A 26,323-nucleotide genomic window follows, 5' to 3' on the forward strand; every position below is an offset into this window, starting at 1 on the left:
CGCTGTTTCGCCGCGGCATGGCAGAAAGACACGTCATGCCAACGACCCTTAGGCCGCACGCAGCCAACGTGGCCCGACCAACGTGGTACGAGCCTACCTGCGTTAGTACTCGAGCTTGGCGTAGAGCGTCTTGCGTGACGCCTCGCGTGCCTGCTTGAGCGTGTGAATCCCCCGCTCGGCGAGTAAGGGAATCAGCTTAAGGAACACCTCACCCGTAACCATCGCATCGCCCAGTGCGGTATGCCGGCCAACTACGTGCACCCCGAGGCGAGCGGCGATCTGCTCCAGTCGATGATCGTCAGCCGCGTGCCCCGGATGCACCAGAGCCGACAACAGCAGGGTATCGAGTACAGGCTGGATGAAGCGGATGCCGGTCTGCGCCTCCTTGAGTTGCAGGAAGCGCATGTCGAAGGCGGCATTGTGAGCGACTAGCACCGTATCTTCGGCAAAGCGCTGAAACAACGGCAGCACCTCGCCGATGCTCGGCTGCCCCGCCAGCATTTGTCGTGATAGGCCATGCACCTGCTGTGATTCGCGCGGGATTGGCCGGTGCGGGTCAATCAGTTGCTCGAAGCATTCCTGCATCAGCAGCCTACTGTTAACGATGCGCGCTGCACCAATCGAGATGATTTCGTCACCCTCAGAAGGCGACAGCCCGGTCGTCTCGGTGTCGAACACGGTATAGGCCAAATCGCTCAACAGCCGCTCATCGAGCTCCGGGGTTTGCCCCGGCTGGCTGAACAGATCGAAGTCGTAATACACCGGCCGCCCCTGAACCCTGGAAGGGAGCGGCGCCTGTGTTTGCGGCTGGCTGACCGGCAACTGCAGATACAGACGATTGTCGCCGACAAGCGCACTGGCCTGGCACCAGAGTTCGCCGCCATGCCGCTCCAGCACCTCCTTGAGCGTGGATGCAGCGGCATCCTCTTCGGCCAGCGGACTGCATGGGCGCTGCTCCCACTCATGCAACTGCTGCGAGTCGAGTGCTGCCCCGCTCCAACACAGGGCCAAGCGCACAAAACGGCCTTCGACGGCCAACTCGAATTGCACCTCACGAATACCCAGTGTGGCCACCATGGCGCCCATCAGTTGGGTCAATGCCTGCACCAGGGAATAGCTGTCCAAACTCAACCAAAGCGACTCATTGCCGCCCTCATAGCGGGCGACAACCCCAAGCGTGGCGGCAAAGTTACGCTGCAAGGCAAGCAGCAGGTCGGTCGCCAGCATGTCTTCCAGCGGCCACTGCGGGTGCAGCAGATCGGCATGCTGGCTCAGCGTCTGCTCAAGGTGCCGGGAAAGTCGCTGCGCTTCGTCACTGATAACCTGGCCAAAGCGTTGACGGCGTTCGGCATCCATCTCCGGGTATTGCTGCACGGTCTCCGCGGCCGCACGGATATTGCCCAAGGCCGCCCGAGTACCTTCGGTCAGTTGCTGCAACAGTGCATCGCGACGGCTGTTGAGTTCGACCGAGCGGGTGATGTCATCGAGGATCAGGACGAATCCGATCAGTTCACCATGCTGATCCAGCACCGGTGCCATCTGCGCCCGCAGCAGATGAGTACCTCGTGCCGTGACGAAATGCGCTATCGGGCTGGTACTTTCCTGCTGCAGACGCTGCCTGACCCGCTCCAGGGCATGCACGATCAGGCGCTGATCGAGAATGCCGAAGATCGAGCGGCCCAAGCCCACCGGCGCACCGGCCGGACCAGCAGCATCCGGTTCGAGTAACAGGCTGGCACTGCTGTTATAGAGCAGAATGCGCCCCTCGCGATTACACACCAGCACGCTTTGTTCGAGTTCCGACATCAGCGCGGCCAGGCGATTCTTTTCCTGCTCGAGACGCGCATTGGCTTCCTCAACGCGCACTGCGACCTCACGCTGCAGTGCGCAATGCGCCTCGGCAAAGGCATTCAGGGCCGCGCCCAGCCGACGCATGTCGCGGCTACCCGTGAGGGCCACACGGTGCGCGGGATTGACCCGGCGAATGATGTCGATCTCCTCGCTCAGGCGGATCACCACCTCTGGGTAGGCCGCCAGCCACAGGCGCAGGAGCACGCCGAACGGGAGCAGCAGAAACCCGGAAAGCACCACCAGCAGCGCACCACGCCCGGCCATCAAGGCGAGCACGGCGGCACGCTCCTCGCGGCTCAAGTCAGCCCATAACAGGCTACCTGCGAGCGCCAGCAAACTGCCAAGCAACAGGCTGAGGATGACCAGCCAGAAGGCGAAACGCAGACGTGGACTCATGGGCTATTCAACCGCCAATTGCGCGCCGATCTGTGCCAGCAATGCCTGGGTCGAGAACGGCTTGGTGATGTAGGCGTTGGCGCCCAGGGCCAGGCCCTTACTGATCTCGACCTCGCGGCCCTTGGCCGTCAGCATGACGACACGTATATGCTGCCACTGCGGATTCTCGCGAATCTTCTGGCACACGTCGAAACCGCTCAGGCGTGGCATCATCACATCGAGCAGCACCAGGTCTGGCGGCTTGCGCTGGATGGCCTCCAGAGCCTCCTGACCGTCGTGCGCGACCATCACCTGGTAGCCGGCCTGTTCAAGCAAAAATTCCAGTGAGATGACGATATTCGGTTCGTCGTCGGCGATTAATACGGTTTTACTCATACTCCATACTCCGTTTCGCGGCCTGCGTCTGACGCGGCCGCATTCGCCTGCCCCAAGGGCAGGGTAAAGGAAAAGGTTGCACCCTGTCCGCGCACACTCTGGACCCACAGGCGGCCACCGAAGTGCTCGATGATCTGCCGGCTGATTGGCAGTCCCAGGCCCGTGCCTTGCGGCTTCTCGGTGAGGTTGTCGCCAGCCTGGCGAAACTTCTCGAAGATGGTCTGCTGATCGGCTGGGTCGATCCCGCAGCCGTTATCACGTACATCCACCTGCAATGCTTCGGGCAGCACCTGCACGGCGATGCCGATGCGCCCCGCCTCGCGGTCGCAGAACTTCACCGCGTTAGAGATCAGGTTGAGCAGTACCTGCAGCAGGCGATCGCGGTCGGCCAGTACCGGCGGAATCTGCGCCGGCAGGTCGAGGCGCAGTTCCACACCCTGTTCCTGCAACAGCTGACTGGTGGTGGCCAGGGCATCCTCGATCACCTCTTGCAGGTCGAGTGCGGCCGCGTGCCATTCGGCACGTCCCGACTCGAGTTTGGCCAGGTCCAGCACTTGGTTGATCATCCGCGTCAGGCGCTCACTCTCCTTGACGATGATGCCGACGAAACGCGCGCGCTGCGCAGGGTCCAGCTCGGGATTGTCGTGGAGAATCTCGGAGAAGGCGCGGATTGAGGTCAGCGGTGTGCGCAGTTCATGGGTCACCGTAGAGATGAAGTCATCCTTCAACAGGTCGAGCTCCTGCAGCCGCGCATTGGCCGCGCGCAGTTCGCCGGTGGCCGCCTCCAGTTCCTGTGACTGCTGCTCCAGGCGGCGACTGTAGGCAATCACCTGTGAGGCTTCGTCCAGAATGCCGAGTACCTCATCCATGCCGAGCGGCTCCTCCTGCACCACCGAGGCCAGCATCACCCGCGCCGAGGCGTTGCCAATCGCGCCCGCCAGTTGCTGCTCGGCGAAGTGCACCAGGGCAGCATCCGCCACCAGCTCGCTACTCGATGCCAGGCCTTGCTGCTGGGCGTAGCCGGCGAATGCCTCGGCGGCCCGTACCGGCCCGAGGAAGCGCCCGACCAGCGCGATCACCTCCGTTACCGAGGCACTGCCGCGCCACAAGCTGGAGCTACGCCCAGCGACCTTGAAGGCATCGACGAACAGCAGCGCCTGGGCATGCTCGCGACTGCTCTGCCGACTGAACAGCGACACGCCGACATAGGCGCCGAGGTTGGCCAACATACTCCAGAACAGCGAATGGCCGATCTCGTCCAGCCCCGCCAGACCGAACAGCGCCAGCGGCTTGAGCCAGGCGATGGCGAACGGCCCCTGCTCAATGAAACTCAGCGGCAACCAGCCGGACTTGGCGAACGCCGGCAACAGCAGGGTATACAGCCACAACAGAAAGCCCAGCGACAGGCCAGCCAGAGCACCGGCGCGAGTGCCCTGCTTCCAGTACATGCCGCCGAGCAGCGCCGGGGCGAACTGCGCCACTGCGGCGAACGACACCAGGCCGATCGAGACCAGCGCATAGGCCTCACCTGCCGCGCGGTAATACACATAGCCGAGCAGCATCAACAGCAGAATGGCGCCACGGCGAATGCCCAGCAGCAGCCCCGACAGATCCGTGCGCTGCGCCAGACCGAGGGCCTTCCAGCGCAGCAGCAGCGGCATCGCCAGGTCGTTGCAGATCATCGTCGAGAGCGCAATGGTTTCGACGATGACCATGCCGGTGGCGGCTGACAGCCCGCCGATGAACACCAGCAGCGCCAACGCCTGTTGCTGATGGGCCATGGGCAGGGTGAGAACGAAGGTGTCGGCATCCACTGTGCCGGCAGGGAAATGCATCAGGCCGGCGAAGGTGATCGGCAGGACGAAAATATTGATCGCCAGCAGGTACAGCGGAAACAACCAGATGGCCTTGGCCAGGTGGTTCTCGTTGACGTTCTCGACCACGCTGATCTGGAACTGACGCGGCAGAAACAGAATTGACAGCATCGACAGAAAGATCAGCGAAGCCCAGGAGCCATAAGTCCCGGCCGGGCCGCCAAGGGTCAACAACTGGTCAATATCGGGCAAGCGCGCGGCCTGCTCGAATACGTCGGCGAAGCCATGGTAAAGACCGAAGGTGACATAAAGGCCGACCGCCAGAAAAGCCAGCAGCTTGACCAGCGACTCGAAGGCGATGGCCGCCACCATGCCTTCGTGGCGCTCGGTAGTGTCGAGGTGGCGGGTGCCAAACAGGATGGTGAAGATCGCCAGCAACAGCGCCACATAGAGCGCGGTGTCCTGCAGCGGACCGAGCGCCTCGCCCTGGTTTGGCATCTGGATCGCCGGGTACTGCCAGAGGATCAAAAAGCTGCTCGACACCGCCTTGAGCTGCAGGGCGATATAGGGAATCACGCCGACCACGGCAATCAGCGTAACCAGGCCGCCGAGCAGCGCACTTTTACCGTAGCGCGCGGCGATGAAGTCGGCGATCGAGGTGATCCGATTGGCCTTGCTGATGCGGATCATCTTGCGCAGCACCAGCCAGAACAGTGCCGCCATCAGGGTTGGCCCGAGGTAGATCGGCAGAAAGCCAACCCCACTGGCCGCGGCACGGCCAACGCTGCCGTAAAAGGTCCAGGAGGTGGCGTACACCGCCAGCGACAGGGCATAGATATAAGGATTGGCGATGATCGAGCGGCCGGCATCGGCCCGTTTATCACCCCAGTAGGCGATCGCGAAGAGGATGCCCAAGTAGGCACAGGAGGTCAGCAGGATCAGGCCACCGAGCGGCATGGGCAGCGCCTCCTCATCGGTTCGAGCACTCGACGACCAAGATCATCGCCACGATCAGCAGCGCCCAGATCCCGAACAGATAGGCAAACAGCAGCGGAATACCAAACACCTCGCCGCCGCTGTCGAAAAGCGCCAGCAAGGGATAGCTGAACAGCAAGCAGCCCAGCATGAACACAGCCACCAGCCGCTGTGCCCGCAGTGTGCGATTGGCCATAGCCCGAACCTCCTCGGCTAAGTGTGGCCGATTATTCGCTCGGCGCACTGCGCGACCATGGTAGGGGGCCAGGCAAGGATGGGTTTTAACGCACCGCGACTAAATAAGCAGGAAGACCACCTGCTAGCCGGCGAAATCGGCGCAGTAATCGCGCGCCGGCAACGCCGGGGTATACCAGACAAAATCAGCGGTAGCGGCGCTGACCGATTGTCCCACGCTGGCCAGAATCAGTACCCGAGAGACGGCTTGATCGCCCAGATCCGCCAAGTGCAGTGGCACCCCAAGATCACGCCGCACATGAAAGGTGCCCGCGAACAGCAGGCTTGGCTGTGGCGCAGCCAGCAAGGCCGTGGCCATGCGCCGGTCACGCTGCTGCTGCACGGCAAGCATGGCCGGCATCTGGCTCTTCGGCAGCTTGCCGCAGTGCGAGGTGAAAATTTGCGCCAGCAAGGGCTCCTGCACTGCTGGCGCCGTGGACAGTGCACCAATCAAGGTCGGGCGCTCGCGATAAATCCGCCGTATTTGCGTTTGATCCAGATTGGCGGCGAGCAGCGGGTAAGGCTGGGCAAGCGCGTGCTGCACAATCGGCCCATACAGCGTCCAGTCCCAACCTGTTTGCCAGACCAGTGCCGCAGGCAGATCGGCGACCGGCTGCCCGGTGGCCAAGCGGGCACGCACCGCATCGACATTATTCTGCTGATCGGGCGTTAGCATTTCCAGCAGCAGGCTGCCCTGCGGGCGTTGCGCCTCCAGTGCCTGCAGCAACCAGAGCTGCAGAGCGTGATGATCGGGGTTGTCATGCGCCTCGCCGACCAAGACCCGTGGCACTGGGGCCAGTTGCTCGATCAATTGCTGCGGACTCAGGCGCTGCCCCGTACGCAAGTCGACGATCTGCCCCAGATCGGCGTGCTCACGCCCCTCGGGACTTTGCCAGTCAGGCAGCGGCGCCAGGGAGGCCTGGCAAGCAGACAGCAGAGTGACAGCGAACACAAGCAGCAGGCGCATAAGGTAATCCTTGGTGTTTTAGGGCTAAGCAAAGAGTAGCAGCGAAGACACGCCGGGAACCTGCCCGAGAATAGCCATTGCCTGCACAGTGTAGGTTGGTGCAGAAAAACGAAGCCCAACACAATCAGTCTGTTGGGGCTCGCGGCGCTCAGCCTGAGCGGCATACACCTGCATTCTCGGGCACTGGGTGAGTAGCACGCAGCAACTACGGTGGCGAGTTGGCCTGGACCCCGGTGGCTGCCAAGGAGCGCATCGACGAAACAATCCGGGACCGCGGGTAACAGACACTCCACATAAAAGCTCACGCCGGGACGGGACGCTCTCCTACAAGCGCGCAGCAATCCCTGTAGGAGCATGGCCTCGGCGCGAAGGGCCGGCAGGCCCAGCAAATACTCGCGGACAAGTCCCCTCCTACGGCAATGCTGTTCACTTAAGCGGCCATCTCTGGGCGCCTGTCGTAGCCATGCACCCACCCGTAGCCCGGATGCAATCCGGGAGCGATTATCAAGCGCCAGACTTCCCCCGGATTTCATCAGGGCTACAAAAAAATGCTGTTCACTTGGCTTAAGTGAACAGCCTTGCGGTAAATGCCGGGCTGTTCAACCTCACCGACAAGCAGTACTCGCAGTGGGGCGATGTGCGCGGCCTTAGCGCCAGCAACGTCGGCCTCGACCGCTATACCCAGCCGGGCCGCTACGCAGCGGTGAATATGGCCTGGGAAATCTGATCGCTGCCGAACAAAAGGCAAACCGAGTTCCACTTGGCGCAGGGATGCGCCTTCCACTTCCAGCGCAGACCGGGATAATGCCCGCCTGAGCTGGAGATGCCGATGAACCGTTTATGTGCCCCCAACGAGCTGGCCGAAGGTCAGAGCCGGGGCTTCGTGATTGACGATGAAAAACTGTTTGCCGTGCGCAAGGACGGCCAGGTGTTCGTCTACCGCAACCGCTGCCCGCACAAGGGCATCAGCCTGGAATGGCTGCCGGATCAATTCCTCGACACCAGCGCCAGCCTGATCCAGTGCGCCACCCACGGCGCGCTGTTTCTCATCGATTCGGGCGAATGCGTCGCCGGGCCCTGCGCCGGACAGTCGCTGCACGCGCTAACCTGCGTGGAAAATCACGAAGGAATCTGGGTCGAGGCGTAACCTGGAAAGGCCCCGATTGCCGCGTCCTACGCTATAACCTCGGACGCCGGTGCGCACGGCGCACCCTACGGTGACTGCCCGCAAAGTCGAAGCCCGCAAACAACCCTGGAGAGATCGACACCGCGTAGGGTGTGCGGGGCCGCGTAGGCCGCGCGCACCGATAATCCCCACCCAAACCCCGGCGCAGCAAATCTACAACTGCACCTCAAGCCGGTGCGTCAGGCGCACTTCCTGCGGGGTGACCTGCGCGCCATAGGCCAACACCTCGACACCGGCGCTCACCGCCTCGCGCAAAGCCGCCGCATAGACCGGGTCGATCTCCTCGGCGGGGCGCACCGCGTCGATCTCGGTCAGGTTGACGCAATACAGCTGCACCGCCCGCACGCCATCGCGCGCCAGCGTTGCCAGTTCGCGCAGGTGTTTGGCACCGCGCTCAGTGCGTGCATCGGGAAACGCCGCGACCCGGCTGTCGGCAAAGCCCAGGGTCACGCTCTTGACCTCGACAAAGGCCGCGCCACTCGGGTAATCCAGACGAAAATCGATACGGCTGCGCTCCTGGCCATAGGCCACTTCACGCTTCAAGGCGCTGAAGCCGGTCAGCTCGCTGATCAACCCGGCACGCAGCGCCTCTTCGACCAGGCCGTTGGCGCGTCCGGTGTTGATCACCGCTAGGCGGCCCTGTGGGGTTTCGCCGATTTCCCAGGTACCCGGCAACTTGCGCTTGGGATCATTGGTGCGACTGAACCAGACCCGCGCGCCCTCACTCATGCAATTGAGCATCGAACCGGTGTTGGGGCAATGAATGGTCAGCAGTTCGCCGCTGGCGGTTTCGATATCGGCGAGAAACCGTTTATAGCGGCGCAGCAGGCGCCCCTGCTCCAGCGCGGGTTCATAGCGCATCGGGGCGCCAGCTTTTCAGGCCACGGGCAATCCGCTCGACGGCCTGCTGCAGACGCGGCAAATCCTGGGTATAGGCGAAACGCACATGCTGGCTGGCCAGGTAACGACCGAAATCCAGGCCCGGGGTGAAGGCCACATGCTCGGTCTCCAGAAAGTGCTGGCAGAAGGCGAACGCATCGCCGCCAAAGGCGCTGATGTCGGCATATAAATAAAAGGCGCCTTCGGGCTCCACGGCAATCTTGAAGCCCAGCTCGCGCAACGCCGGCAGCAGGAAGTCACGACGGCGAGCGAATTCATGCCGGCGCTGCTCGAGAATCTCCAGGGTCGGCGCCTCGAAACAGGCCAGCGCGGCATGCTGGGCCATGCTCGGCGCGCTGATGTAAAGGTTCTGCGCCAGTTTTTCCAGATCGGCCACCGCCGCCGGCGGTGCCACCAGCCAGCCGAGCCGCCAGCCGGTCATGCCGAAATACTTGGAGAAACTGTTGAGCACGAAGGCATCGTCATCCACTTCCAGCACGCTGCTGGCATCCACGCCGTAGGTCAGGCCGTGATAGATCTCGTCGACCACCAGGTGCCCGCCGCGCTCTTTCAAGGCGCAGGACAACCCGCCCAGTTCCTCACGAGATAACAGCGTGCCGGTCGGATTGGCCGGCGAGGCGACCAGCGCACCGACGCTATTCTGGTCCCAATAGCGTGCGACCAGATCCGCCGTCAGTTGATAACGCACCTCCGGCCCCACCGGCACCAACTGTGCGGCGCCTTCGACCAGACGCAGGAAATGCCGGTTGCACGGATAGCCCGGATCGGCCAGCAGCCAGTGCTTGCCAGGGTCAACCAATAAACTGGTGGCCAATAACAGCGCACCGGAACCACCTGGGGTTATTAAAATCCGCTCAGGGTCTATGCTCAGGCCATAACGCTGGGCGTAGAAGCCGGCAATCGCTTCACGCAGGGCCGGTATCCCACGCGCCGCGGTGTAACGGGTGTGCCCGGCAGCCAAGGCAGCCTGGCCGGCAGCAACAATGGGGGCGGCAGTGGTGAAGTCAGGCTCGCCGATCTCCAAATGAATGACGTCGTGGCCGGCGGCCTGCAACTGGTTGGCGCGGGCCAGCAAAGCCATGACATGAAAGGGTTCGATAGCGCGGCTGCGCGCACTGTAGGACGGGGTCATGGACCTGCCTTGGATAGAGGTTGAGGCGCGGATTCTACCCAAGCCTTGAGCGAAACGGCAGCAACCATGACAACCGGGAGTGGCGCGGCTTCGGTTGTTCTGGTAAGTTCGCCCGCTTGCAGCCGCAGGGCCGGGATTTTCCCGGCATGGACAGCATCCTGCGCAGTGGACTAGATAGAGTGAGGGGCGGTCATCCATGCCTACAAAAGCGAAAGCAAAAAGCAGCCAACTGATTCGTGGCTTCGAACCCTATAAAGAAACCAAGGGCGAAGAATACATGGGTGAGCCGATGCGCGCCCACTTCACCGGCATCCTCAACAAGTGGAAGCTGGAGTTGATGCAGGAGGTCGATCGGACCGTGCATCACATGCAGGACGACGCAGCCAACTTCCCGGACCCGGCGGATCGCGCCAGCCAGGAAGAAGAGTTCAGCCTGGAACTGCGTGCTCGTGATCGTGAGCGCAAGTTGATCAAAAAGATCGACGAAACCCTGCAACTGATCGACGACAACGATTATGGCTGGTGCGACTCCTGTGGCGTCGAGATCGGCATCCGCCGACTGGAAGCCCGCCCCACCGCCACCTTGTGCATCGATTGCAAGACCTTGGCGGAAATCAAGGAAAAACAGATCGGTTCCTGATCTGACCCACGGGGCGCTTCGGCGCCCCGTGTTGTTTCTGCTACTGCGCGATCCTGGTCGTCCCCTGTGGCAACCCGCACGGACTGCGATTGTTCTCATCCTCGCGCACAAGCCGCTATATTCCTCCGTATGAACGCTCCCGCTTATATCGGTCGCTTCGCCCCCACCCCCAGTGGTTACCTGCACTTCGGCTCATTGGTCGCGGCGCTGGCATCCTATCTCGACGCGCGCGCGGTCGGCGGGCACTGGCTGCTGCGCATGGAAGACCTCGACCCGCCGCGTGAAGTCGCCGGTGCCCAGGACGCCATCCTCAGCACCCTGGAAAGTTACGGCCTTGAATGGGACGGCGAACTGCTGCGCCAGAGCGACCGCCATGCCGAGTACGCCGCCCTGGTCGAGCGTTTGCTGCAGCAGGGCCAGGCCTATGCCTGCACCTGCTCGCGCAAGCAACTGGAGGGCTTCCACGGGATCTACCCCGGCACCTGTCGCGATGCCGGGCATCCCACTCGGGACGCCGCGATCCGCCTGCGCGTGCCAGACGCAAGCTACGGCTTTATCGACCGCGTACAGGGCGACTACCGCCAGCACCTGGGCCGCGAAGTAGGCGACTTCGTTATTCGCCGGCGTGACGGCTTCTATGCCTACCAACTGGCGGTGGTGCTCGACGATGCCTGGCAAGGCATCACCGACGTGGTGCGCGGCGCCGACCTGCTCGACTCAACCCCGCGCCAGCTGTACCTGCAGGAACTGCTCGGCCTGGCGCATCCACGCTATCTGCACGTGCCACTGATCATCCAGCCGGATGGCCACAAACTGGGCAAGAGTTACCGCTCGCCAGCGCTGCCAAGCGACCAGGCCGCCCCGCTGCTGGTTCGCGCGCTACGCGCCCTGGGTCAAGCGCTGCCCGGCGAACTGGAGCAGGCCCGCCCGCCCGAACTGCTGGCCTGGGCAGTCAGCCACTGGGACGCCGGGCGCATCCCGAATAGCCGCACCCTGGCGGAGGCGCAACTGCTCTGATGCCGTGAGCGTGACCGATTGGGCTAGGCGCCCGCGCCGCTCCTGAGTCCTGCTTGAGCATGACGTTGCGCGCGCCGCGACGCCGCATTTACCTTATCCTTGCCCCCACTATTGAACTGCCCTACAGGACCGTACCGATGAAAGCCCAGCTCGAAGAATTGATCGGCAAAATAAGCTCGGGCTGCATGCTCGCCGAAGACGTCGCGCGCATCGCCGACGAGGCAGCCCAAGCCTACGCCGACCCGCAAGCCTTCCTCGCGGCCAACCCGGATATCATCTACGACGACAGCTTCCCGATCCCGCTCGGTGAGTGGGTGGTGCTCGGCAGCCTGCCGGATACGGTGCTGTTCCAGGCCGACAGCTACGAGCAGTTGTTCCAGCAGATCGTCGACTCCTTCGGCCCGCAAGTCAGCTTCGTGCTCAAGCCCAAGCAGCTTGCCAAGACCGAAGCGCTCAAAGCGCTCAACCGTATCCAGGTGCAACTCGGCAGCCTGTCGCCGGAAACCGGCGGCTATGTCCTGGTGAACTTGAGCGAAGCGCTGGATGATGAACTGCAAGCCGTGCTGGTCTACCGCAACGACCTCGAGCGCGTGCTGGCACTGGCGGTGGAAATCGGCATCTATGCCGCACCGGCCTATGAGGCCATGAAGGCTGCGCAGGCCGAGTAGGCCGAGTAGGCTGCGCCGCGAATACCATCAAGTTGCTACGACAGCATCCTCGGCGATCTCGACCCGATTGCGGCCCAGTTGTTTGGCTTGGTAAAGGGCAAGATCAGCCTGATGAATCATGCTCGCCGGGGTGTGCTGGCTGACTCGATCTGTGTGGATCAGACCAAGGCTGACGGTGAAGGATACCGGTTCACCCGTATCGCTGAGGATGATCAATTCGGCGACGGTCTGGCGCAAGCGTTCGGCAAGCAACCGGCTCTGCTCCAGGCCCATTTCCGGGAAGACCAGCGCGAACTCCTCACCACCATAGCGGGCGGCGATATCGCCGGGTCGCTGACTGAAGCGGCGTAGCACGCCCGCCAGTTGGCGCAAGCACTCGTCTCCGAGCAAGTGGCCGTAGCGGTCGTTGACCACCTTGAAGTGATCAATATCGATGAGAATCAGCGCCAGGTCGTGACCGTGGCGGCTGGTTCGAGCATGTTCGGCGGCGAGCATGGCGTCGAAGTGGCGGCGATTGCTCAGGCCGGTCAGACCGTCCTGCTGGGACAACTGCAGCAGCTCCTGGTTAACGCGCTGGAGCTGGCGGGTCGTATCGCTGTACTGGCTCACGCTCTGACAGATAGTGTCCAGTTCATGGAACAGGGTGCGCCGCGGCAGCTGAACCGGTTGCCCGGTATTGAGCTGTTCCAGCGCCCGGGTGCAGCGCAGGATCGGCCGCAGCAGGAGACGCTGAAAGGCGTACAGCATGCCGAGGGTAATAGTGCCGAGTAGCCCCATGGACACCAGGCCATAGAGGCGGATCTGATCCGCTTTCCTCTCGACGGCCACGGCAATCTGCTGGGTCTTCAGCGCCGTATCGCTATTGAAGCTGGCGGCCAGTTGTTTCTGCTGCTCGATGGCCTGCTGGTAGGTCTGGCCGATCTGAACTTCCAGCGCCTGTAACTGTAAGAAGCGGGTCTGCAGCTCGCTGAAGACCCTCGCAGGGTCGGCAGAAAGAAGAGCCTGTAACTCGTTCGCCTCGCGGGCCAATGCCTGCCAGTCCGTGCCAATCAAACCGAGTCGAGTGCAGGAGGCGGCGAAGCGGGCAGCATCACCGGACATTGCATCATCGCGTTGCAGGGTGCCAGCCAGGGCCTGCAACTCGGACAGAAAGAAACGCTGCCTATCGCGCAGCCGCGCCAAGGCCTGAATATCAAGGAAGATCCGTGAAACCTGGGCCACCTGCACACTGCCCGGCGCGAAGGCGAAGCTGTCGAGCAGCACTTGGGCCTGCAAACGACTGTTGCGCGCCACCTGGCTGTCGGTACTCCAGTAGAGCGTCTGGATGAAACCATATAACTGCTCGGTGCGCTGGGTGTTGTAACGCCAACGGGTCAGGTCGGGCAAATACTCATCGCGCACCTGATTGGCCTTATCGACGATGCCACCAAGCAGGGGCAGCGACACCCAGACAGAAAGGCTGAACAGCAGCAGCAAGCCACCCAGAGCCAGTCGGACAGTGGTGGCCAGGCGGGGGCGAAAGTGCGGGGGTGGCGAAGTCATGCGCGATGGTTGTCAGTAGATGCTGAAGGGGAAGTAGTTACGATTGATCCGATCGTAGACGCCATTCAGGCGAATTTCCTCCAGCGCCTGATTGACCCGGCCCAGCAAGGGGTCGTTCTTGCGCACGGCGATATGCGCCTTGCTATTCAGGGTATCGCCGAGCAGGGGCCGGCCAATGAAGTCATAACCTGCGGCCTTCGGCTGCTGCAAGAAACTCAGCAGGTTTATGGTGTCGGACAACACAAGGTCGGTTTGACCCTCCAGCAGCAGGGCGAAGGCCTTCTCCTGATCGTCGACCAGCAGCACCGGGCTCTGGGGATAGCGTTGCTTGGCGAAGTCAGCCTGGATGGTGCCGCGGATAATCGCCATGCGCAGGCCCGCCAGCGCGGCGGGCGAACTATCGGCGGCGATGCCGGTCTTGCCGGCGAATACCGAGTGCGACTGATAGTAGTAGTCGCTGAAGGCGACTCGCTGCTCACGCTCGGCGGTACGCGCCATGCTGGCGACGATCATGTCCACCTGATCTGACTCCAGACTGGGGATCAGTTGCTCCCAGACAATCGCCTGAACCTCGCAGTCGAGTTGCATGTGCCGACACAGGGCCTGAGCGATCTCGACATCGAAGCCGGCCAGGCTACCGTTGTCATCGTGGTAGCTGAACGGCGCATAGTTGCCCTCGGTGGCGATACGCAGGGTTTCGGCATGTGCGCCCTGAGCCAGTAATAGGCTGAGCACCAGCAGGGAAGTAAGGGTCTTACCTGAGCCCATCGTCGCGGTCCTTGAAGAGTTTATTGCTATTCAGACAACCCCACGACGTCGACTCACCTCGCCGCAGAGGGGCGTCAGTGGCAGACGCTCGGCCGCGCACTGTCTGAATTCAGCGCCAAAGTGCCACCATACAACAGGCCGAGACCAAAGGCATAGAGCACACGCGGGCTCACGGCATCCGGCCCGCACCGTGCGCTTCAGGGGTCCAGCCATCCCCGCCCACCAATACGATGCCAGTAAACCCCTCGTTTGCCACACAGACCTGAACAGCTACGTCGGCGCCACCAGCAACGCGAATGCGCTGGCGCCGCACCTGCACGTCGCTATTTTCCTGTTTGGCCCCGAGAAGCGGCGCTGGCAGCAAAGCAACGACGAACAACCATTGGCCCTCGCTGCAGCGCTGATCTCTATGCTGACTCACCGAAAAAAGAGACAGCTTTATTAACGCCTCTATCGACGAGGCCAGTCGGTAGCGGCTGGCGAACCCTACAACTCCCCGCGCAACGCCTTCTCGAACAAGCGGCTGTACTCGCTCGCGCTAAAACCAATCGGGTTGGTCCCCGCTGACGGGTCGACTTCGGCCATTTGCCCGACCTGCTCGATGCGGCTGTCGTCGATGCCGATTTCGCTCAGGCTGTGGGGGATGCCGACTTCGTTACGCAGGTGTAGCACCCAGTCGAGTACGCCGGTGAATCCCGGCTTGGCCAGGTTGAGGTAGCGCGCGAGACGTTCCATTTGTGGCTCGATGCTGGCGCGGTTGGCCTGCAACACGTAGGGCATCAGTACCGCATTGAGCAGGCCGTGGTGGGCGTCGTACAGCGCGCCGAGGGGATGGGCCAGCGCGTGCATGGCGCCGAGGCCGCGCTGGAAGGCGGTGGCACCCATGCTCGAGGCCACCAGCATCTGCAGGCGCGCCTCGACATCGCTGCCCTTGCTTACCGCCCGCGGCAGGTAATGCTGGACCAAACGCATACCTTCCAGGGCGATGCCTTCGGCCATGGGGTGGAACAGCGGCGAGCAGTAGGCTTCGAGGCTATGCGACAGGGCGTCCATGCCGGTGGCGGCGGTGATTTTCGGCGGCAGACCGATGCTCAGTTGCGGGTCGAGGATGACCAGGGCCGGGAGCATCCGCGGGTGGAATATGATGCGTTTGATGTGCTCGGCGTCGTCGGTGATCACCGAGGCACGGCCGACTTCCGAGCCGGTGCCGGCGGTGGTCGGCACCGCCACCACCGGCGCCATGCCGGCGACGTCGACGCGGTTGCAGTTGTCGCCCACATCCTCGAAGTCCCACAGCGGGCGACTCTGACCGACCATCAGGGCGATAGCCTTGCCGGCGTCCAGCGCCGAACCGCCGCCGAAGGCGATCACCCCGTCGTGGCCTCCGGCCTTGAAAGCGGCCACGCCATCCATCACGTTGTGCCCGGTGGGGTTGCTTTTGATCGCCGAAAAAAGCCCGGCCTTGAGGCCATCGTCGCGGCACTGCAGCAGGGCGTGGTCGATCAGCGACAGGGCCGCCAGGCCGGGGTCGGTGACCAGCAGCGGCGCGCGCATACCCAAGGCACGGCAGGCGGCCGGCAGTTCGGTGATGCGCCCGGCGCCAACGCGAATCGAGGTCGGGTAGTTCCAGTTCATGCGGTATTGATTCAGGTCCATGGCGCACCTCACAGCTGGGTCTTGAAGTGGAAGGATTTAGGCCGGGTCAGGTGTTCGTAGCCGATGCTCGACAGGCTGCAGCCGCGCCCGGAGTGCTTCACCCCAGTCCAGGCCAGGGCCGGGTCGAGGTAGTCGCAACGGTTGAGAAATACCGTGCCGGCGTCGATGCGGTCTGCCAAAGCCAGGGCGGCGTCGACGTCGCGGCTGAAGATGGCGGCGCTGAGGCCGAATTCGCTGTCGTTGATCAGCGCCAGCGCTTCCTCGTCGTCCTTGACCTTCTGGATGCCGACCACCGGGCCGAAGGATTCCTCAGTCATCACGCGCATGCCGTGGTAGACGCCGGTCAGCACCTGGGGCGCTAGGTAGGCGGAGCCGGGGCGATCAAGGGCGAAGCCGGCCGGATCGATATGGGCGACCGCGCCCTGGGCCACGGCCTCGTTGATCTGCCGGCGAACGAAATCCGCCGCCTCGCTGCGCACCAGCGGGCCGAGGGTGGTTTGCGGGTCGTCCGAGCGGCCCAGCTTGTAGCGTTTGACCAAGGCCACCGCCTGTTCGACGAAAGCCTCGAACAGCGACTCGTGCACGTAGATGCGCTCGATACCGCAACAGGATTGCCCGGAGTTAAAAAAAGCACCGTCTATGCTGGTGGCCACCGCATGACTGAGGTCGGCGTCGGCGCGCACGTAAGCCGGGTCCTTACCGCCCAGTTCCAGGCCGACGCTGATAAAGCGCCCCGCCGCTGCCCGCTCGACCATGGCGCCGCCCGGCACCGAGCCGGTGAAGGACACATGCTGGATCGCTGGCGCCTGGATCAGCAGCTCGGTGTCAGCGTGACTCAGGTGCAGGTACTGGAACACACCTTCGGGCAACCCTGCCTCGGCGAAGGCTTCGACCATGCGCTCGGCGCACAGCGGGGTCTGCGCCGAGTGCTTGAGCAGCACCGCGTTACCGGCCAGCAGCGCTGGCATCAGCGCGTTCACTGCAGTCAGGTAGGGATAGTTCCAGGGCGCGATGATCAGGGCCACGCCCAGTGGCTCGCGACGAATGAAGCGAGTGAAGCCGGCTTTTTCCGGCAAGCGGATGTCGGCCAGGGCACTCTCGGCGATATCCGCCATGTAGCTGGCGCGCTCGACGAAGCCGCGTATCTCACCGGCGGCGTAGCGGATCGGTCGGCCCATCATCCAGCACAGTTCCTCGGCCAGTTGATCTTCACGGGCGGCGAATGCAGCGATGGCCCGACGACCGATGGCCACGCGCTCGGCCAGCGGGGTGTGCTTCCAGGCTTGCTGCGCCCGTTCGGCCTTGGCCAGGGCGACCTTTATGTCACTGGCCGAAGCCAGCTCACGCTCGACATACAACGAGCCGTCGATGGGGGATATGCATTGCAGCTTGCTCATTGCTCACTCCGCAGGATGTTATTCCGATCGGCCTGTAGGAACGTGCATGACTCAGATGATTTCAAAGTAGCGATCCAGCTCCCAATCGCTGACATGCCGACGGTATTCACGCTCCTCCCATTCGCGGCTGGCAGCAAAATGCTCGACGAACGGATCGCCGAACAATTCGCGCGCAGCCGCCGAGGCTTTCAGGCGCTGCGCCGCATCCCACAGGGTGCGTGGCAAGGCCAGCTCCGGCGCGTGCTTCTGCGCATAGGCGTTGCCAGACACCGGCTCGCTCGGCTGCCACTGCTGCATCACCCCGTACAGGCCAGAACCGATGGCCACGGCGAGGGTCAGGTAAGGATTGCCGTCCGCCGCGCCAAGGCGGTATTCCTGTCGCTGCGACTTGTCGCTGCCGGGGATCACGCGCAGCGCCGCGGTACGGTTTTCTACGCCCCAGGTGGCGTCGGTCGGCGCCCAGAAGCCAGGAATCAGGCGCCGGTAGCTGTTCAGGGTCGGCGCCACCATGCACAGGAACTCGGGCATCAGACGCTGCTGGCCGGCGAGGAACTGGCGCTGGATCAGGCTCATGTTGTGCGCCTGACTCGGGTCATGGAAGGCCGATTTTCCAGTCGTCCGGTCGCGCAGGGAGACGTGAATATGCCCGCTCTGCCCCGGGTACTTGCCCGACCACTTGGCCATGAAGGTAGCCATGAGACCGTTGCGCTGGGCCAGCACCTTCATGAAGGTCTTGAACAGCGCGCCCTTGTCCCCCGCGGCTTCGGCATGGTCATAGGCGATGGCAGCCTCGATCACGCCGGGACCGGTCTCGGTGTGCAGACCTTCGATGGGGAAGTCCATCCGCTCGGCCAGTTCGAGAATCTCGTGGTACAGCTCGGCATGCACCGAGTTGCGGATGGTCGAGTAGCCGAACCAGTCCGGGGTAAACGGCTTGAGGTTGCGATAGCCCTTTTCCCGCGCCGACTCCGGGGTTTCATCGAACATGAAGAATTCGTATTCCAGCGCCGCGAAGGGATCGAAGCCCATTGCCTGGCAGCGCTCGATCACCCGGCGCAGGGTGGCGCGCGGACACACCTGCTCGGCCCGCTGGTCGAACTCGCAGATAAACAGCAGCATGCCGTTCTCGAAGGGAATATCGCGGCAAGTGTGCGGCAACACGCGCACCGGCGCGTCCGGGTAGCCGGTGTGCCAGCCGGTGTAGCTGGCGTTATCGTAGAGCTGATCCTTGACGTCCCAGCCGAGCACCACGTCGCAGAAGGCGAAGCCGCTGTCGAGGGCGCAGAGGAACTTGCTGCGGCTCAGGTATTTGCCGCGCATCACCCCGTCGTTGTCGAACACCCCGACCTTGACGTGACTGAGGCCGCGCTCTTCGACGATGCGTCTGGCGTCCTCGCTGGTTTTTACATCCCGCGGATTGAGCATAAACACCCCTGTCTCTTGTTGTTATTTCGACTTCCGGTGTCGTAGCTCCAGGCGACCACGAATACTGCTGCATGCAGACAGCCAAACCACCCACATGCCGAGCCACACCCTTGCCTGGCTGAACGCCCGGTGAAAGCTCATTGAGTGTGGTACAGGATTGGCAACTTGGCGGGCGGGTCAGGCAAAAAACTACGGCCCGGCGCGCCTGCAAAACACGGTTATGTAGGGGTTAAGTGTTGCGAGGAGATAAGCGCCGGCGCGTTGCCTGAGGCGCAACGCGACAAAGCCCAATGAGACGTTGCATCTGCTTGTTGGGCTTGGCTGCGCTCAACCTACGCACCCGCGCCAACCTAGCTGCACCCTCCTCGCCCGCCCTACGCTGCGAACGGATCACGGTTTTTTTGCAGCAGGCGGAAGTTTTTCACAGCAGTTCAGCGTAAGCGCCTCTTCACCGCCGACCCGACTCGGTTAGCCAAGCATGCGCGGCAGGATGTCCTGTCCTTGGCGGCGATGGGCGAAGGTCATCAGTACATGCCCGGCGATCAGCAGTAACAACAACCAGCCGCCCCAACCATGGAAGAGGTTGGCCGGCAGCATCAGCCACTCGATCTTCTCGCCGGCAAAGCCCGGCATCAGCTGCAAGCCGAACACACTGAGTTCACGGCCCGAACCATATTGGCGCAACAGGGCGAACAGCGGCACACAGAACATCAACCCATAGAGCACGATATGCCCCAGGCTGGCAGCCAGCCCAAGGGATGCCGGCCGCCGCTTGCGGCTGTGCAGCGCCCAGCCCACGCGCAACAGGATCAACAACATCAACACCACACCTGCGGCCTTGTGCGTGCCCCACATAAATTCATCAAGGGCAGACTCCTCAAGCAGCACCCGCACCACAGTGGTCAAAAACTGCCAGCCCAAGATAAGCGCCATAGACCAATGCAAGGCGCGGCTAATAAACCCATAGCGCTGGGCGTTGTCGGAATAATTACGTGCCATAGTTCAGATCTCGAAACGAATACATGAAAGAAGTTTAGCGGGCGCAAGTCTAAAGCTTAAAAGGAATCGATAACAACAAAGCGTATTGCGGGGCACAGTTGCTTGCCAGCAGCGCACATGCCGAGCGCTGCACAACCCAACGCAGCGTCCGCGATGTTCGGATTTGACCGGTATTTCACTGCTGGCACGGTATTACCGGGCGGCGTTGCGCTTTAGTCGCGGCACCAGCGCCGCTAAAGCGCCTCCCACGGTCAATTCAGAGGCGCTGGCAAGCCCCCGCCTCCACGCGCTAAGCATGTCGACAACAGGCAACTCAGACATAGCCCGCTGGCACTAGCCGCGATACGGCGCACCCGCCTTGGCCATCAGGGCGTTGTATTTCTTGAATATCTCCACTACACGGGCGCAGCGTGGGCTGGTCTTGGCGATTTCGTCCCAGAACTTCAGCGCTTCGGCTTCCACGGTGGCCCATTCTTCAGCCGGTATGGAAGTCAACTGCAGCTTGCCGCCTTCGACCCGCAACTGCGCCTCGCCGCCCCAGTACCAGTGCTGGCGGTAGTAGTTGGAGCTGTCCATGCACAATTTGAACAGGGTTTTCAGGTGCTCGGGCACAGCATCCCATTTGTCCGAATTGGCGAAGTAGGAGCCGCACCAGGCACCGGAGATGTTATTGGTGAGAAAGTATTTGGTCACGTTGGCCCAGCCAACGGTGTAGTCCTCGGTAATGCCAGACCAGGCAATGCCATCCAGCTCGCCGGTCTGCATCGCCACCTCGACGTCTTCCCAGGGCAGGGTCACCGGGATCACACCGAAACGGGTAAGAAACTTGCCGGCGGTGGGAAAAGTGAAGATGCGCTTGCCCTTAAGGTGTTCGAGCTTGGTGATCGGCTCCACGGTGGCGAAGTGGCAAGGGTCCCAGGCACCAGCACCGAGCCAGGTCACGCCTTTGACTTCGCCATAGGCCTCGGCCCAGATTTCATTGAGCCCGTACTGTTCGAACAGCACCGGAATATCCAGGCTGTAACGGGTGGCGAACGGGAAGTAGCCGCCGAATACCGAGATATCCACCGGTGCCGCGATGGAGTCGTCATCGCTCTGCACCGCATCGATAGTGCCGCGCTGCATGGCGCGGAACAGCTCGCCAGTGGGCACCAGTTGGTCGGCGTAGTAGAGCTGGATTTCCATCTGGCCGTTGGCTGCCTTATTAAAGGCATCAATCGACGGTTTGATCACATGCTCGCCGAGGGCCGGGCCGGCATAGGTTTGCAGGCGCCAGGTGATTTTCTTCGGTTCCTGGGCATAGATATGCGCCGAACCCAAGGCAGTGGCACCCACCGCACCAGTGGTCACTGCCGCGGTCTTGAGGAAGCTGCGTCTCGTAGTCATGCTGGTATCTCCAATAGTGTCGATTCAGATGTCATACATCCGCATAGCACCACTGCGACCACTAGGAGCCTGTCGGGATTGACCGTTCGTAGCGAGGGACAGTCCGGTTTGATTCAGTTTTGTTGCTCTTTCGAGGCGAATAGCTCGCTATTTAACGAAAAAGAGCAGCAAACATGACCAAGCCCGGCTTTGCGCAGTAGAACAGTGTTGAGTCCGACAGACTCCTCGGGGCGGTGCAGCGTTTTCAGGTGGGCAACTCGCTCCCCATGGGTGGCTGTACAGTTCTGCTTCGCCTTAACACGCCAATCGTTAGTTACTGCCGTTCCTGAATTCTTGGTTTCAGCGTGCGTAGTGCCACTGCGGTAACCACAGCGCCAGTTGCGGAAACACCATCACCAGCACCAGAGCTAGAACCATCACCAGCACGAAGGGCGTGACCGAAACGTAGATGTCGCGCAGCGACACCTCCGGCGGCGCCATGGCGCGCATCAGGAACAGGTTGTAGCCGAAGGGCGGGGTCATGTAGGCGATCTGGCAAGTAATGGTGTAGAGCACGCCGTACCAGATCAGGTCAAAACCGAGGGCGCCGACCAGCGGAATATAGAGGGGGGCGACGATTACCAGCATGGCGGTGTCGTCGAGGAACATGCCCATGACGATGAACGACAGCTGCATCATGATGAGGATCTGCCAGGGCCCCAGGTCCAGTCGGTCGACGAAGAAGGTCTCGATGGCCTTGACCGCGCCGAGGCCGTCGAACACCGCACCGAAGCACAGCGCGGCGAGAATGATCCACATAAACATGCAGGTGATACCCAGCGTCTTGCGCAGGGTTTCCTCCATCACCTTGGCAGTCAGCCGGCGCTTGAACAGGGCCGCCACGGTAGCCGCCGCCGCGCCCACCGCCGAACTTTCCACCAGACTGGTAACGCCCATCAGGAACAGGCCGGTCATGGAGAAGAAAATGAACAGCGGCGCAATGCCCGCCTGGAGCAGGGCCAGCTTCTCGCGCCAGCTGATCTGCAGGCGCTCCTCCTCGGGCAGCGCCGGCCCGAGCGCGGGGTTCAGGCGGCAGCGAATGACGATATAAAGCACAAACAGAGTGGCCATCATCAGCCCTGGGAAGACCCCGGCCAGCCACAACTGGCCCACCGGCTGGCGGGCAATCATGCCGTACAGCACCAGCACCACGCTGGGCGGGATGAGGATACCCAGCGAACTGCCGGCCTGGATCACCCCGGTGACCATGATTTTGTCGTAACCACGGCGCAGCAACTCGGGCAGGGCGATGCTGGCACCAATCGCCATGCCGGCGACGCTCAGGCCGTTCATCGCCGAGACCGCCACCATCAGACCAATGGTGCCGATGGCCAGGCCGCCATGCAGCGGCCCCATCCAGACATGGAACATGCGGTAGAGGTCTTCGGCCAGCCCGGATTCGGAGAGCATATACCCCATGTAGACGAACATCGGCAGGGTCAGCAGCGGGTACCACTTCATCAACTTCATCGCAGCGTTGAACGCCACTTCCGAACCGCCATCGCCCCACAGCAGTAAAGAGGCAATCACCGCGACAAAACCGATGGCACCGAACACCCGCTTGCCGGTGAGCAGCAGCAACATCATGGTGGAGAACATCAGCAGCGCGATGAGTTCGTAACTCATTACAGCGCCTCCCCGCGGGCGCTGGCGAGGTCCTTGAAGAAGATTGCGATCGCCTGTAGCAGCATCAACGCCACGCCGATGGTCATGACAATCTTGATCGGCGCCATACGCGGCGACCAGGCTGAATAGCTGGTTTCGCCATATTCGAGGGCATACAGCGTAGAAGAAACGCCGCCGTAAAGGAGAAAGACCAGGTAGAAAATCAGGAAGCCGATAGTGATCACATCCATGATCGCGGCCGTGCGCGGCGACCAGCGGCTATAGAACAAATCCATGCGCACATGGGCATCGAGTTGCATGGAGTAGCCGCCGCCCAACAGAAAGTAGGCAACCATCAGAAACTGCGCCACTTCCAGGGTCCAGATCGCCGGAGTGGCAAAGGTCTTGCTGACCGAGGAATACAGCAGCACCGCCAGCATGACAAAGATCAGGTACATGGCGAAGCGGCCGATGACTCGATTCATCGTGTCTACCGTTCGTACAAATATCCGTATGACCTTAGGCATGCGAATCCCTGCGAATTAGTCGTTATCTGGTCAGACTAGTCGAAGATTCAATAAAGCCAACCTGCACGTATTCGCGCGGCCTACTGGCTTTTTCGCGGCTATGACTCGGCATGCCAGGCGCCACTATTGCGTGTGGGAGCGGTCTCGACCGCGAATGGCGACGCTACCCTCAGCTACCGGGTCGCCTGGGTTCTCGGCCAGTAACCAGGCGTCCCCGCTCCTCCTACAAGCTCGTGGCATGCCGCAAAAAAGTGCTCAAGCTCTGGATTCGCCGTGCGCCGCCCCTACAACCCGGCGTCGCGGAGGCGCCGGGCATGCTCGACGAATAGGCCCACCGGGTCGGCGCCCTTGCCGACCAGGCCGAAGGTCTGGTTGACGATGTCGAAGTGGTCAAGCGGAAAGTCATCGCCGATCACCGTACCCAGGTGCGAGCTGTAGCGCCCGACCATGCCGTCGCAATGCCCGGCTTCGCGCTTAAAGGTGCGGGCGAACAAGCGGCAGGCCCGGTTCGGCCCATCGAAACGGTTGCCACCACGATCAGTGATGCCAGGTTGCAAGGTGCCGGACCAAGAGTAATAGCGCACACCATTGATCTCGGCGGCACCCTCGCCGCCCCAGGTATCCGGCAGGCCTTGGGGGAATTGCCGATTGAAGGCGGCGACGCCCGCAGTGGTCAGCGACTGCTGGGCGGCGGCGACATCAACCGGTAGGCGTGGGCCTTTATAACCGGTCTCCATCCAGGCCATGCACACTGCCACGCCGCGCATCAAGGCAGCCAGCAGCCTCTCACGCCAACTGCCGTGGGGCGCCTTGCGCTGGAGAAAGTCGGCCAGCTCCGAGCCGTGATTGGGGCCGGCTACCGAGGTCACCGACGCGATCCATTGCGGCTTTAACGCCGCGGCATAACGCGCGCTCAGCGCTCCCTGGCTATGGCCGATCAGATGAACCTTGGCGGCACCGGTTTCCTTGAGTATCTGAGCGATGCGTTCGAGCAATTGCTCGCCGCGCACCTCGCTGGAATGCACCGATGACACCAGTACAGGGAATACCTTGGCGCCCTGGCGACGTAACGCCGAGACGATCCCAAACCAATAGGAATAACCGAGCAAGCGGATGAACCCGAGCAAGCCTGGCACCAACACCAGGGGGTAACGTGGCGCAGCGGTATTCGACATAACTAAGCATCCCTGTTCGAAACATATGAATCGGTGCCGCCAGTACGGTCGTCATGCGCGCAACGTGCGGCCAACCATACGCTAAAGTCGGCGAAAGCATCGATGTCACGGCGCCAGCGGGTATAGCACGCGAGACGCACCAAAAAAGAGCGCTGTTTTTTTGCTGCGCACCAAAAAAAACTACCCTGCGCGCCAATTGTGGCCGTCACAGGCCTTGCAGGCCCCGGCCCGCCTGCGCGAATGCAGCTTGGCAAGCCCCTTGCTCTATCACCCTCATAATCCTGCCGGAAACTGCCCCCATGCTGGTGATCCACCAACGCATCGCTACCCAGGAGCACTGGGACGCGGAACTTGAATTGACTTTCGAGGCTCGCAGCAAAAGCCGCCTGCGCTGCTTCAGCCGTAGCGGTGAAGACGTCGGCCTGTTCCTCGAACGCGGCCAACCGCCCTTACATGACGGTGAATACCTGAGGGCGCAAGACGGTCGCATCGTGCGCGTCTGCGCCCGCGCCGAACAGCTGCTGCACGTCACCTGCGCCAACCCTTTCGAGCTGATGCGCGCGGCCTATCACCTGGGCAACCGCCATGTCGCCCTGCAACTGGGCGACGGCTGGTTACGCCTGCCTGACGACTACGTGCTCAAAGCCATGCTCGAACAACTCGGCGCCGAGGTCACGCTGATCGAGGCACCTTACCAACCCGAACAGGGCGCTTACGGCGGCGGCCATCACCATTCCCACGCAGGCGATGCCGAATTCAGCTACGCGCCGCGCCTGCATCAGTTTGGGGCGCGCAAGTGAACAAGGCTGGGGCGCAGAAACTGGCCAGCGTGCAGTTGTCGAACCGCCTGCCGGCAACAACTCGGGCAACGTGCTTGTGCTTGGTGCGCCCCGGTGAATAAGGCCTGGGCACTACTCAGGCTCGCCAGCCCGCAATTACCCATTGGCGGCTACAGCTACTCGCAAGGGCTGGAAATGGCGGTCGAACAAGGCGTGGTCGCATGCCCGGACAGCGCCAAACGCTGGATCGCCGACCAACTGCTGCTCAATTTGACGCGCTTCGAAGCGCCGTTGCTGCTGGCCCACTGCACGGCGGCAGCCAGTGGCGACTGGACAACCCTGCAGAACCTGGCGGCACAGCACCGCGCCAGCCGCGAAACCCGCGAACTGCATCAGGAAAGCCGACAGATGGGCTACTCCCTGAAGCAACTGCTGAGCGACCTGCCTGAGCTGGACGAAGAGGCCCACGCACTGTTCGCCACACTCAGTGAGCCGGGTCTGGCCGTCGCTTGGGCGCTGGCTGCCCGGGCCTGGCACATCAGCCCACAGGATGCCCTCGCCGCCTGGCTGTGGGGCTGGCTGGAAAACCAACTGGCGGTGCTGATGAAAACCTTACCCCTCGGCCAGCAAGCCGCGCAACGCCTGACCACGCAACTGATGCCTTTGCTCGACCTGGCTCAGCAGCAAGCAAGCGCACGACCACCCGAACACTGGGGCAGTGCCGCCTTTGGCCTGACCTTGGCGAGCATGGCGCACGAGCGCCAATACAGCCGCCTGTTCAGGTCGTAGCGCCATGCCCCCTGGATCGGCCCTGCGCCTACTCATTATTTCGACGGCCGGATCACTTCCGGCGCGAGCCCTGCAACAGAG

The 26,323-nt window shown here is 62.4% G+C and carries 24 protein-coding genes; 7 read left to right on the forward strand and 17 right to left on the reverse strand.

The window, feature by feature from the left end:
- Positions 1–102 precede the first annotated feature (102 nt).
- The 5 genes from Q8K09_RS15620 to Q8K09_RS15640 all read right to left on the reverse strand — a co-directional run bounded on the left by Q8K09_RS15620 (position 103) and on the right by Q8K09_RS15640 (position 6,612).
- Positions 103–2,247 carry an exonuclease domain-containing protein gene (locus tag Q8K09_RS15620; RefSeq protein WP_305255905.1) on the reverse strand — a complete coding sequence of 715 codons (2,145 nt, stop codon included), beginning with the start codon at positions 2,245–2,247 and terminating at the stop codon, positions 103–105.
- 3 nt (positions 2,248–2,250) lie between these two features.
- Positions 2,251–2,622, reverse strand: coding sequence for a response regulator transcription factor (locus tag Q8K09_RS15625; protein ID WP_305255906.1), 372 nt, complete (start codon positions 2,620–2,622; stop codon positions 2,251–2,253).
- Positions 2,619–5,393: a sensor histidine kinase gene (locus Q8K09_RS15630; RefSeq protein ID WP_305255907.1), complete on the reverse strand. Its 2,775-nt coding sequence runs from the start codon at positions 5,391–5,393 to the stop codon at positions 2,619–2,621. The genes Q8K09_RS15625 and Q8K09_RS15630 overlap by 4 nt, the downstream gene beginning before the upstream one ends.
- Before the next feature lie 13 nt (positions 5,394–5,406).
- On the reverse strand, positions 5,407–5,607 hold the full coding sequence (locus Q8K09_RS15635; protein ID WP_305255908.1) for a hypothetical protein: 201 nt from the start codon (positions 5,605–5,607) through the stop codon (positions 5,407–5,409).
- Between the two features lie 123 nt (positions 5,608–5,730).
- Positions 5,731–6,612, reverse strand: coding sequence for a ChaN family lipoprotein (locus tag Q8K09_RS15640; RefSeq protein ID WP_305255909.1), 882 nt, complete (start codon positions 6,610–6,612; stop codon positions 5,731–5,733).
- Positions 6,613–7,180: 568 nt separating this feature from the next.
- Between Q8K09_RS15640 and Q8K09_RS15645 the strand changes: the two genes are divergently transcribed.
- The gene (locus tag Q8K09_RS15645; RefSeq protein ID WP_305255910.1) at positions 7,181–7,339 is read left to right on the forward strand and encodes a hypothetical protein; all 159 of its coding nucleotides are present in this window, start codon (positions 7,181–7,183) and stop codon (positions 7,337–7,339) included.
- A 102-nt stretch (positions 7,340–7,441) separates the two neighbouring features.
- The gene (locus Q8K09_RS15650) at positions 7,442–7,759 is read left to right on the forward strand and encodes a Rieske 2Fe-2S domain-containing protein (RefSeq protein WP_305255911.1); all 318 of its coding nucleotides are present in this window, start codon (positions 7,442–7,444) and stop codon (positions 7,757–7,759) included.
- A gap of 192 nt (positions 7,760–7,951) precedes the next feature.
- On the opposite strand, the gene sfsA is transcribed toward Q8K09_RS15650, so the two are convergent.
- A complete protein-coding gene (gene sfsA, locus Q8K09_RS15655; RefSeq protein WP_305255912.1) occupies positions 7,952–8,659 on the reverse strand; it encodes a DNA/RNA nuclease SfsA in 708 nt (235 codons plus the stop codon).
- The gene (locus tag Q8K09_RS15660; RefSeq protein WP_305255913.1) at positions 8,649–9,830 is read right to left on the reverse strand and encodes a pyridoxal phosphate-dependent aminotransferase; all 1,182 of its coding nucleotides are present in this window, start codon (positions 9,828–9,830) and stop codon (positions 8,649–8,651) included. The genes sfsA and Q8K09_RS15660 overlap by 11 nt, the downstream gene beginning before the upstream one ends.
- A 196-nt stretch (positions 9,831–10,026) precedes the next feature.
- Here Q8K09_RS15660 and dksA point away from each other — a divergent pair, with 196 nt between their 5' ends.
- From dksA to Q8K09_RS15675, 3 genes are all read left to right on the forward strand, one after another.
- Positions 10,027–10,470, forward strand: a complete 444-nt coding sequence (dksA, locus tag Q8K09_RS15665) for an RNA polymerase-binding protein DksA (protein ID WP_305255914.1) — start codon at positions 10,027–10,029, stop codon at positions 10,468–10,470.
- A gap of 129 nt (positions 10,471–10,599) precedes the next feature.
- On the forward strand, positions 10,600–11,487 hold the full coding sequence (gene gluQRS, locus Q8K09_RS15670; protein WP_305255915.1) for a tRNA glutamyl-Q(34) synthetase GluQRS: 888 nt from the start codon (positions 10,600–10,602) through the stop codon (positions 11,485–11,487).
- A 137-nt stretch (positions 11,488–11,624) separates the two neighbouring features.
- Positions 11,625–12,155 carry a hypothetical protein gene (locus tag Q8K09_RS15675; RefSeq protein ID WP_305255916.1) on the forward strand — a complete coding sequence of 177 codons (531 nt, stop codon included), beginning with the start codon at positions 11,625–11,627 and terminating at the stop codon, positions 12,153–12,155.
- Between the two features lie 27 nt (positions 12,156–12,182).
- Here the strand turns inward: Q8K09_RS15675 and Q8K09_RS15680 are convergent, their stop codons facing one another.
- The 10 genes from Q8K09_RS15680 to Q8K09_RS15725 all read right to left on the reverse strand — a co-directional run bounded on the left by Q8K09_RS15680 (position 12,183) and on the right by Q8K09_RS15725 (position 24,674).
- Positions 12,183–13,697 carry a GGDEF domain-containing protein gene (locus Q8K09_RS15680; RefSeq protein ID WP_305255917.1) on the reverse strand — a complete coding sequence of 505 codons (1,515 nt, stop codon included), beginning with the start codon at positions 13,695–13,697 and terminating at the stop codon, positions 12,183–12,185.
- A 12-nt stretch (positions 13,698–13,709) separates the two neighbouring features.
- A complete protein-coding gene (locus tag Q8K09_RS15685) occupies positions 13,710–14,465 on the reverse strand; it encodes a transporter substrate-binding domain-containing protein (protein WP_305255918.1) in 756 nt (251 codons plus the stop codon).
- A gap of 486 nt (positions 14,466–14,951) precedes the next feature.
- Positions 14,952–16,121: an iron-containing alcohol dehydrogenase gene (locus Q8K09_RS15690; RefSeq protein WP_305255919.1), complete on the reverse strand. Its 1,170-nt coding sequence runs from the start codon at positions 16,119–16,121 to the stop codon at positions 14,952–14,954.
- Positions 16,122–16,129: 8 nt separating this feature from the next.
- On the reverse strand, positions 16,130–17,518 hold the full coding sequence (locus tag Q8K09_RS15695; protein ID WP_305255920.1) for an aldehyde dehydrogenase family protein: 1,389 nt from the start codon (positions 17,516–17,518) through the stop codon (positions 16,130–16,132).
- Between the two features lie 51 nt (positions 17,519–17,569).
- Entirely contained in the window at positions 17,570–18,943 is a 1,374-nt protein-coding gene (locus tag Q8K09_RS15700; protein WP_305255921.1) for a glutamine synthetase family protein, read from the reverse strand.
- A 468-nt stretch (positions 18,944–19,411) separates the two neighbouring features.
- Positions 19,412–19,942 (reverse strand): cytochrome b, encoded by a 531-nt coding sequence (locus tag Q8K09_RS15705; protein ID WP_305255922.1) that lies wholly within the window; start codon positions 19,940–19,942, stop codon positions 19,412–19,414.
- A gap of 333 nt (positions 19,943–20,275) precedes the next feature.
- Positions 20,276–21,328 carry a twin-arginine translocation signal domain-containing protein gene (locus Q8K09_RS15710; RefSeq protein ID WP_305255923.1) on the reverse strand — a complete coding sequence of 351 codons (1,053 nt, stop codon included), beginning with the start codon at positions 21,326–21,328 and terminating at the stop codon, positions 20,276–20,278.
- A 339-nt stretch (positions 21,329–21,667) separates the two neighbouring features.
- Positions 21,668–22,993: a TRAP transporter large permease subunit gene (locus Q8K09_RS15715; RefSeq protein WP_305255924.1), complete on the reverse strand. Its 1,326-nt coding sequence runs from the start codon at positions 22,991–22,993 to the stop codon at positions 21,668–21,670.
- Positions 22,993–23,499, reverse strand: a complete 507-nt coding sequence (locus tag Q8K09_RS15720; RefSeq protein WP_305255925.1) for a TRAP transporter small permease subunit — start codon at positions 23,497–23,499, stop codon at positions 22,993–22,995. The genes Q8K09_RS15715 and Q8K09_RS15720 overlap by 1 nt, the downstream gene beginning before the upstream one ends.
- A gap of 284 nt (positions 23,500–23,783) precedes the next feature.
- Positions 23,784–24,674, reverse strand: a complete 891-nt coding sequence (locus Q8K09_RS15725; protein WP_305255926.1) for a triacylglycerol lipase — start codon at positions 24,672–24,674, stop codon at positions 23,784–23,786.
- Between the two features lie 299 nt (positions 24,675–24,973).
- Between Q8K09_RS15725 and ureE the strand changes: the two genes are divergently transcribed.
- Positions 24,974–25,474, forward strand: coding sequence for an urease accessory protein UreE (ureE, locus tag Q8K09_RS15730; protein WP_305255927.1), 501 nt, complete (start codon positions 24,974–24,976; stop codon positions 25,472–25,474).
- Positions 25,475–25,567: 93 nt separating this feature from the next.
- Positions 25,568–26,242 (forward strand): urease accessory protein UreF, encoded by a 675-nt coding sequence (locus tag Q8K09_RS15735; RefSeq protein WP_305255928.1) that lies wholly within the window; start codon positions 25,568–25,570, stop codon positions 26,240–26,242.
- The last annotated feature ends 81 nt before the right edge of the window (positions 26,243–26,323 follow it).

It is taken from the genome of Pseudomonas sp., from assembly GCF_030683065.1.
In the GTDB taxonomy this organism is placed as follows: Bacteria; Pseudomonadota; Gammaproteobacteria; order Pseudomonadales; family Pseudomonadaceae; genus Aquipseudomonas.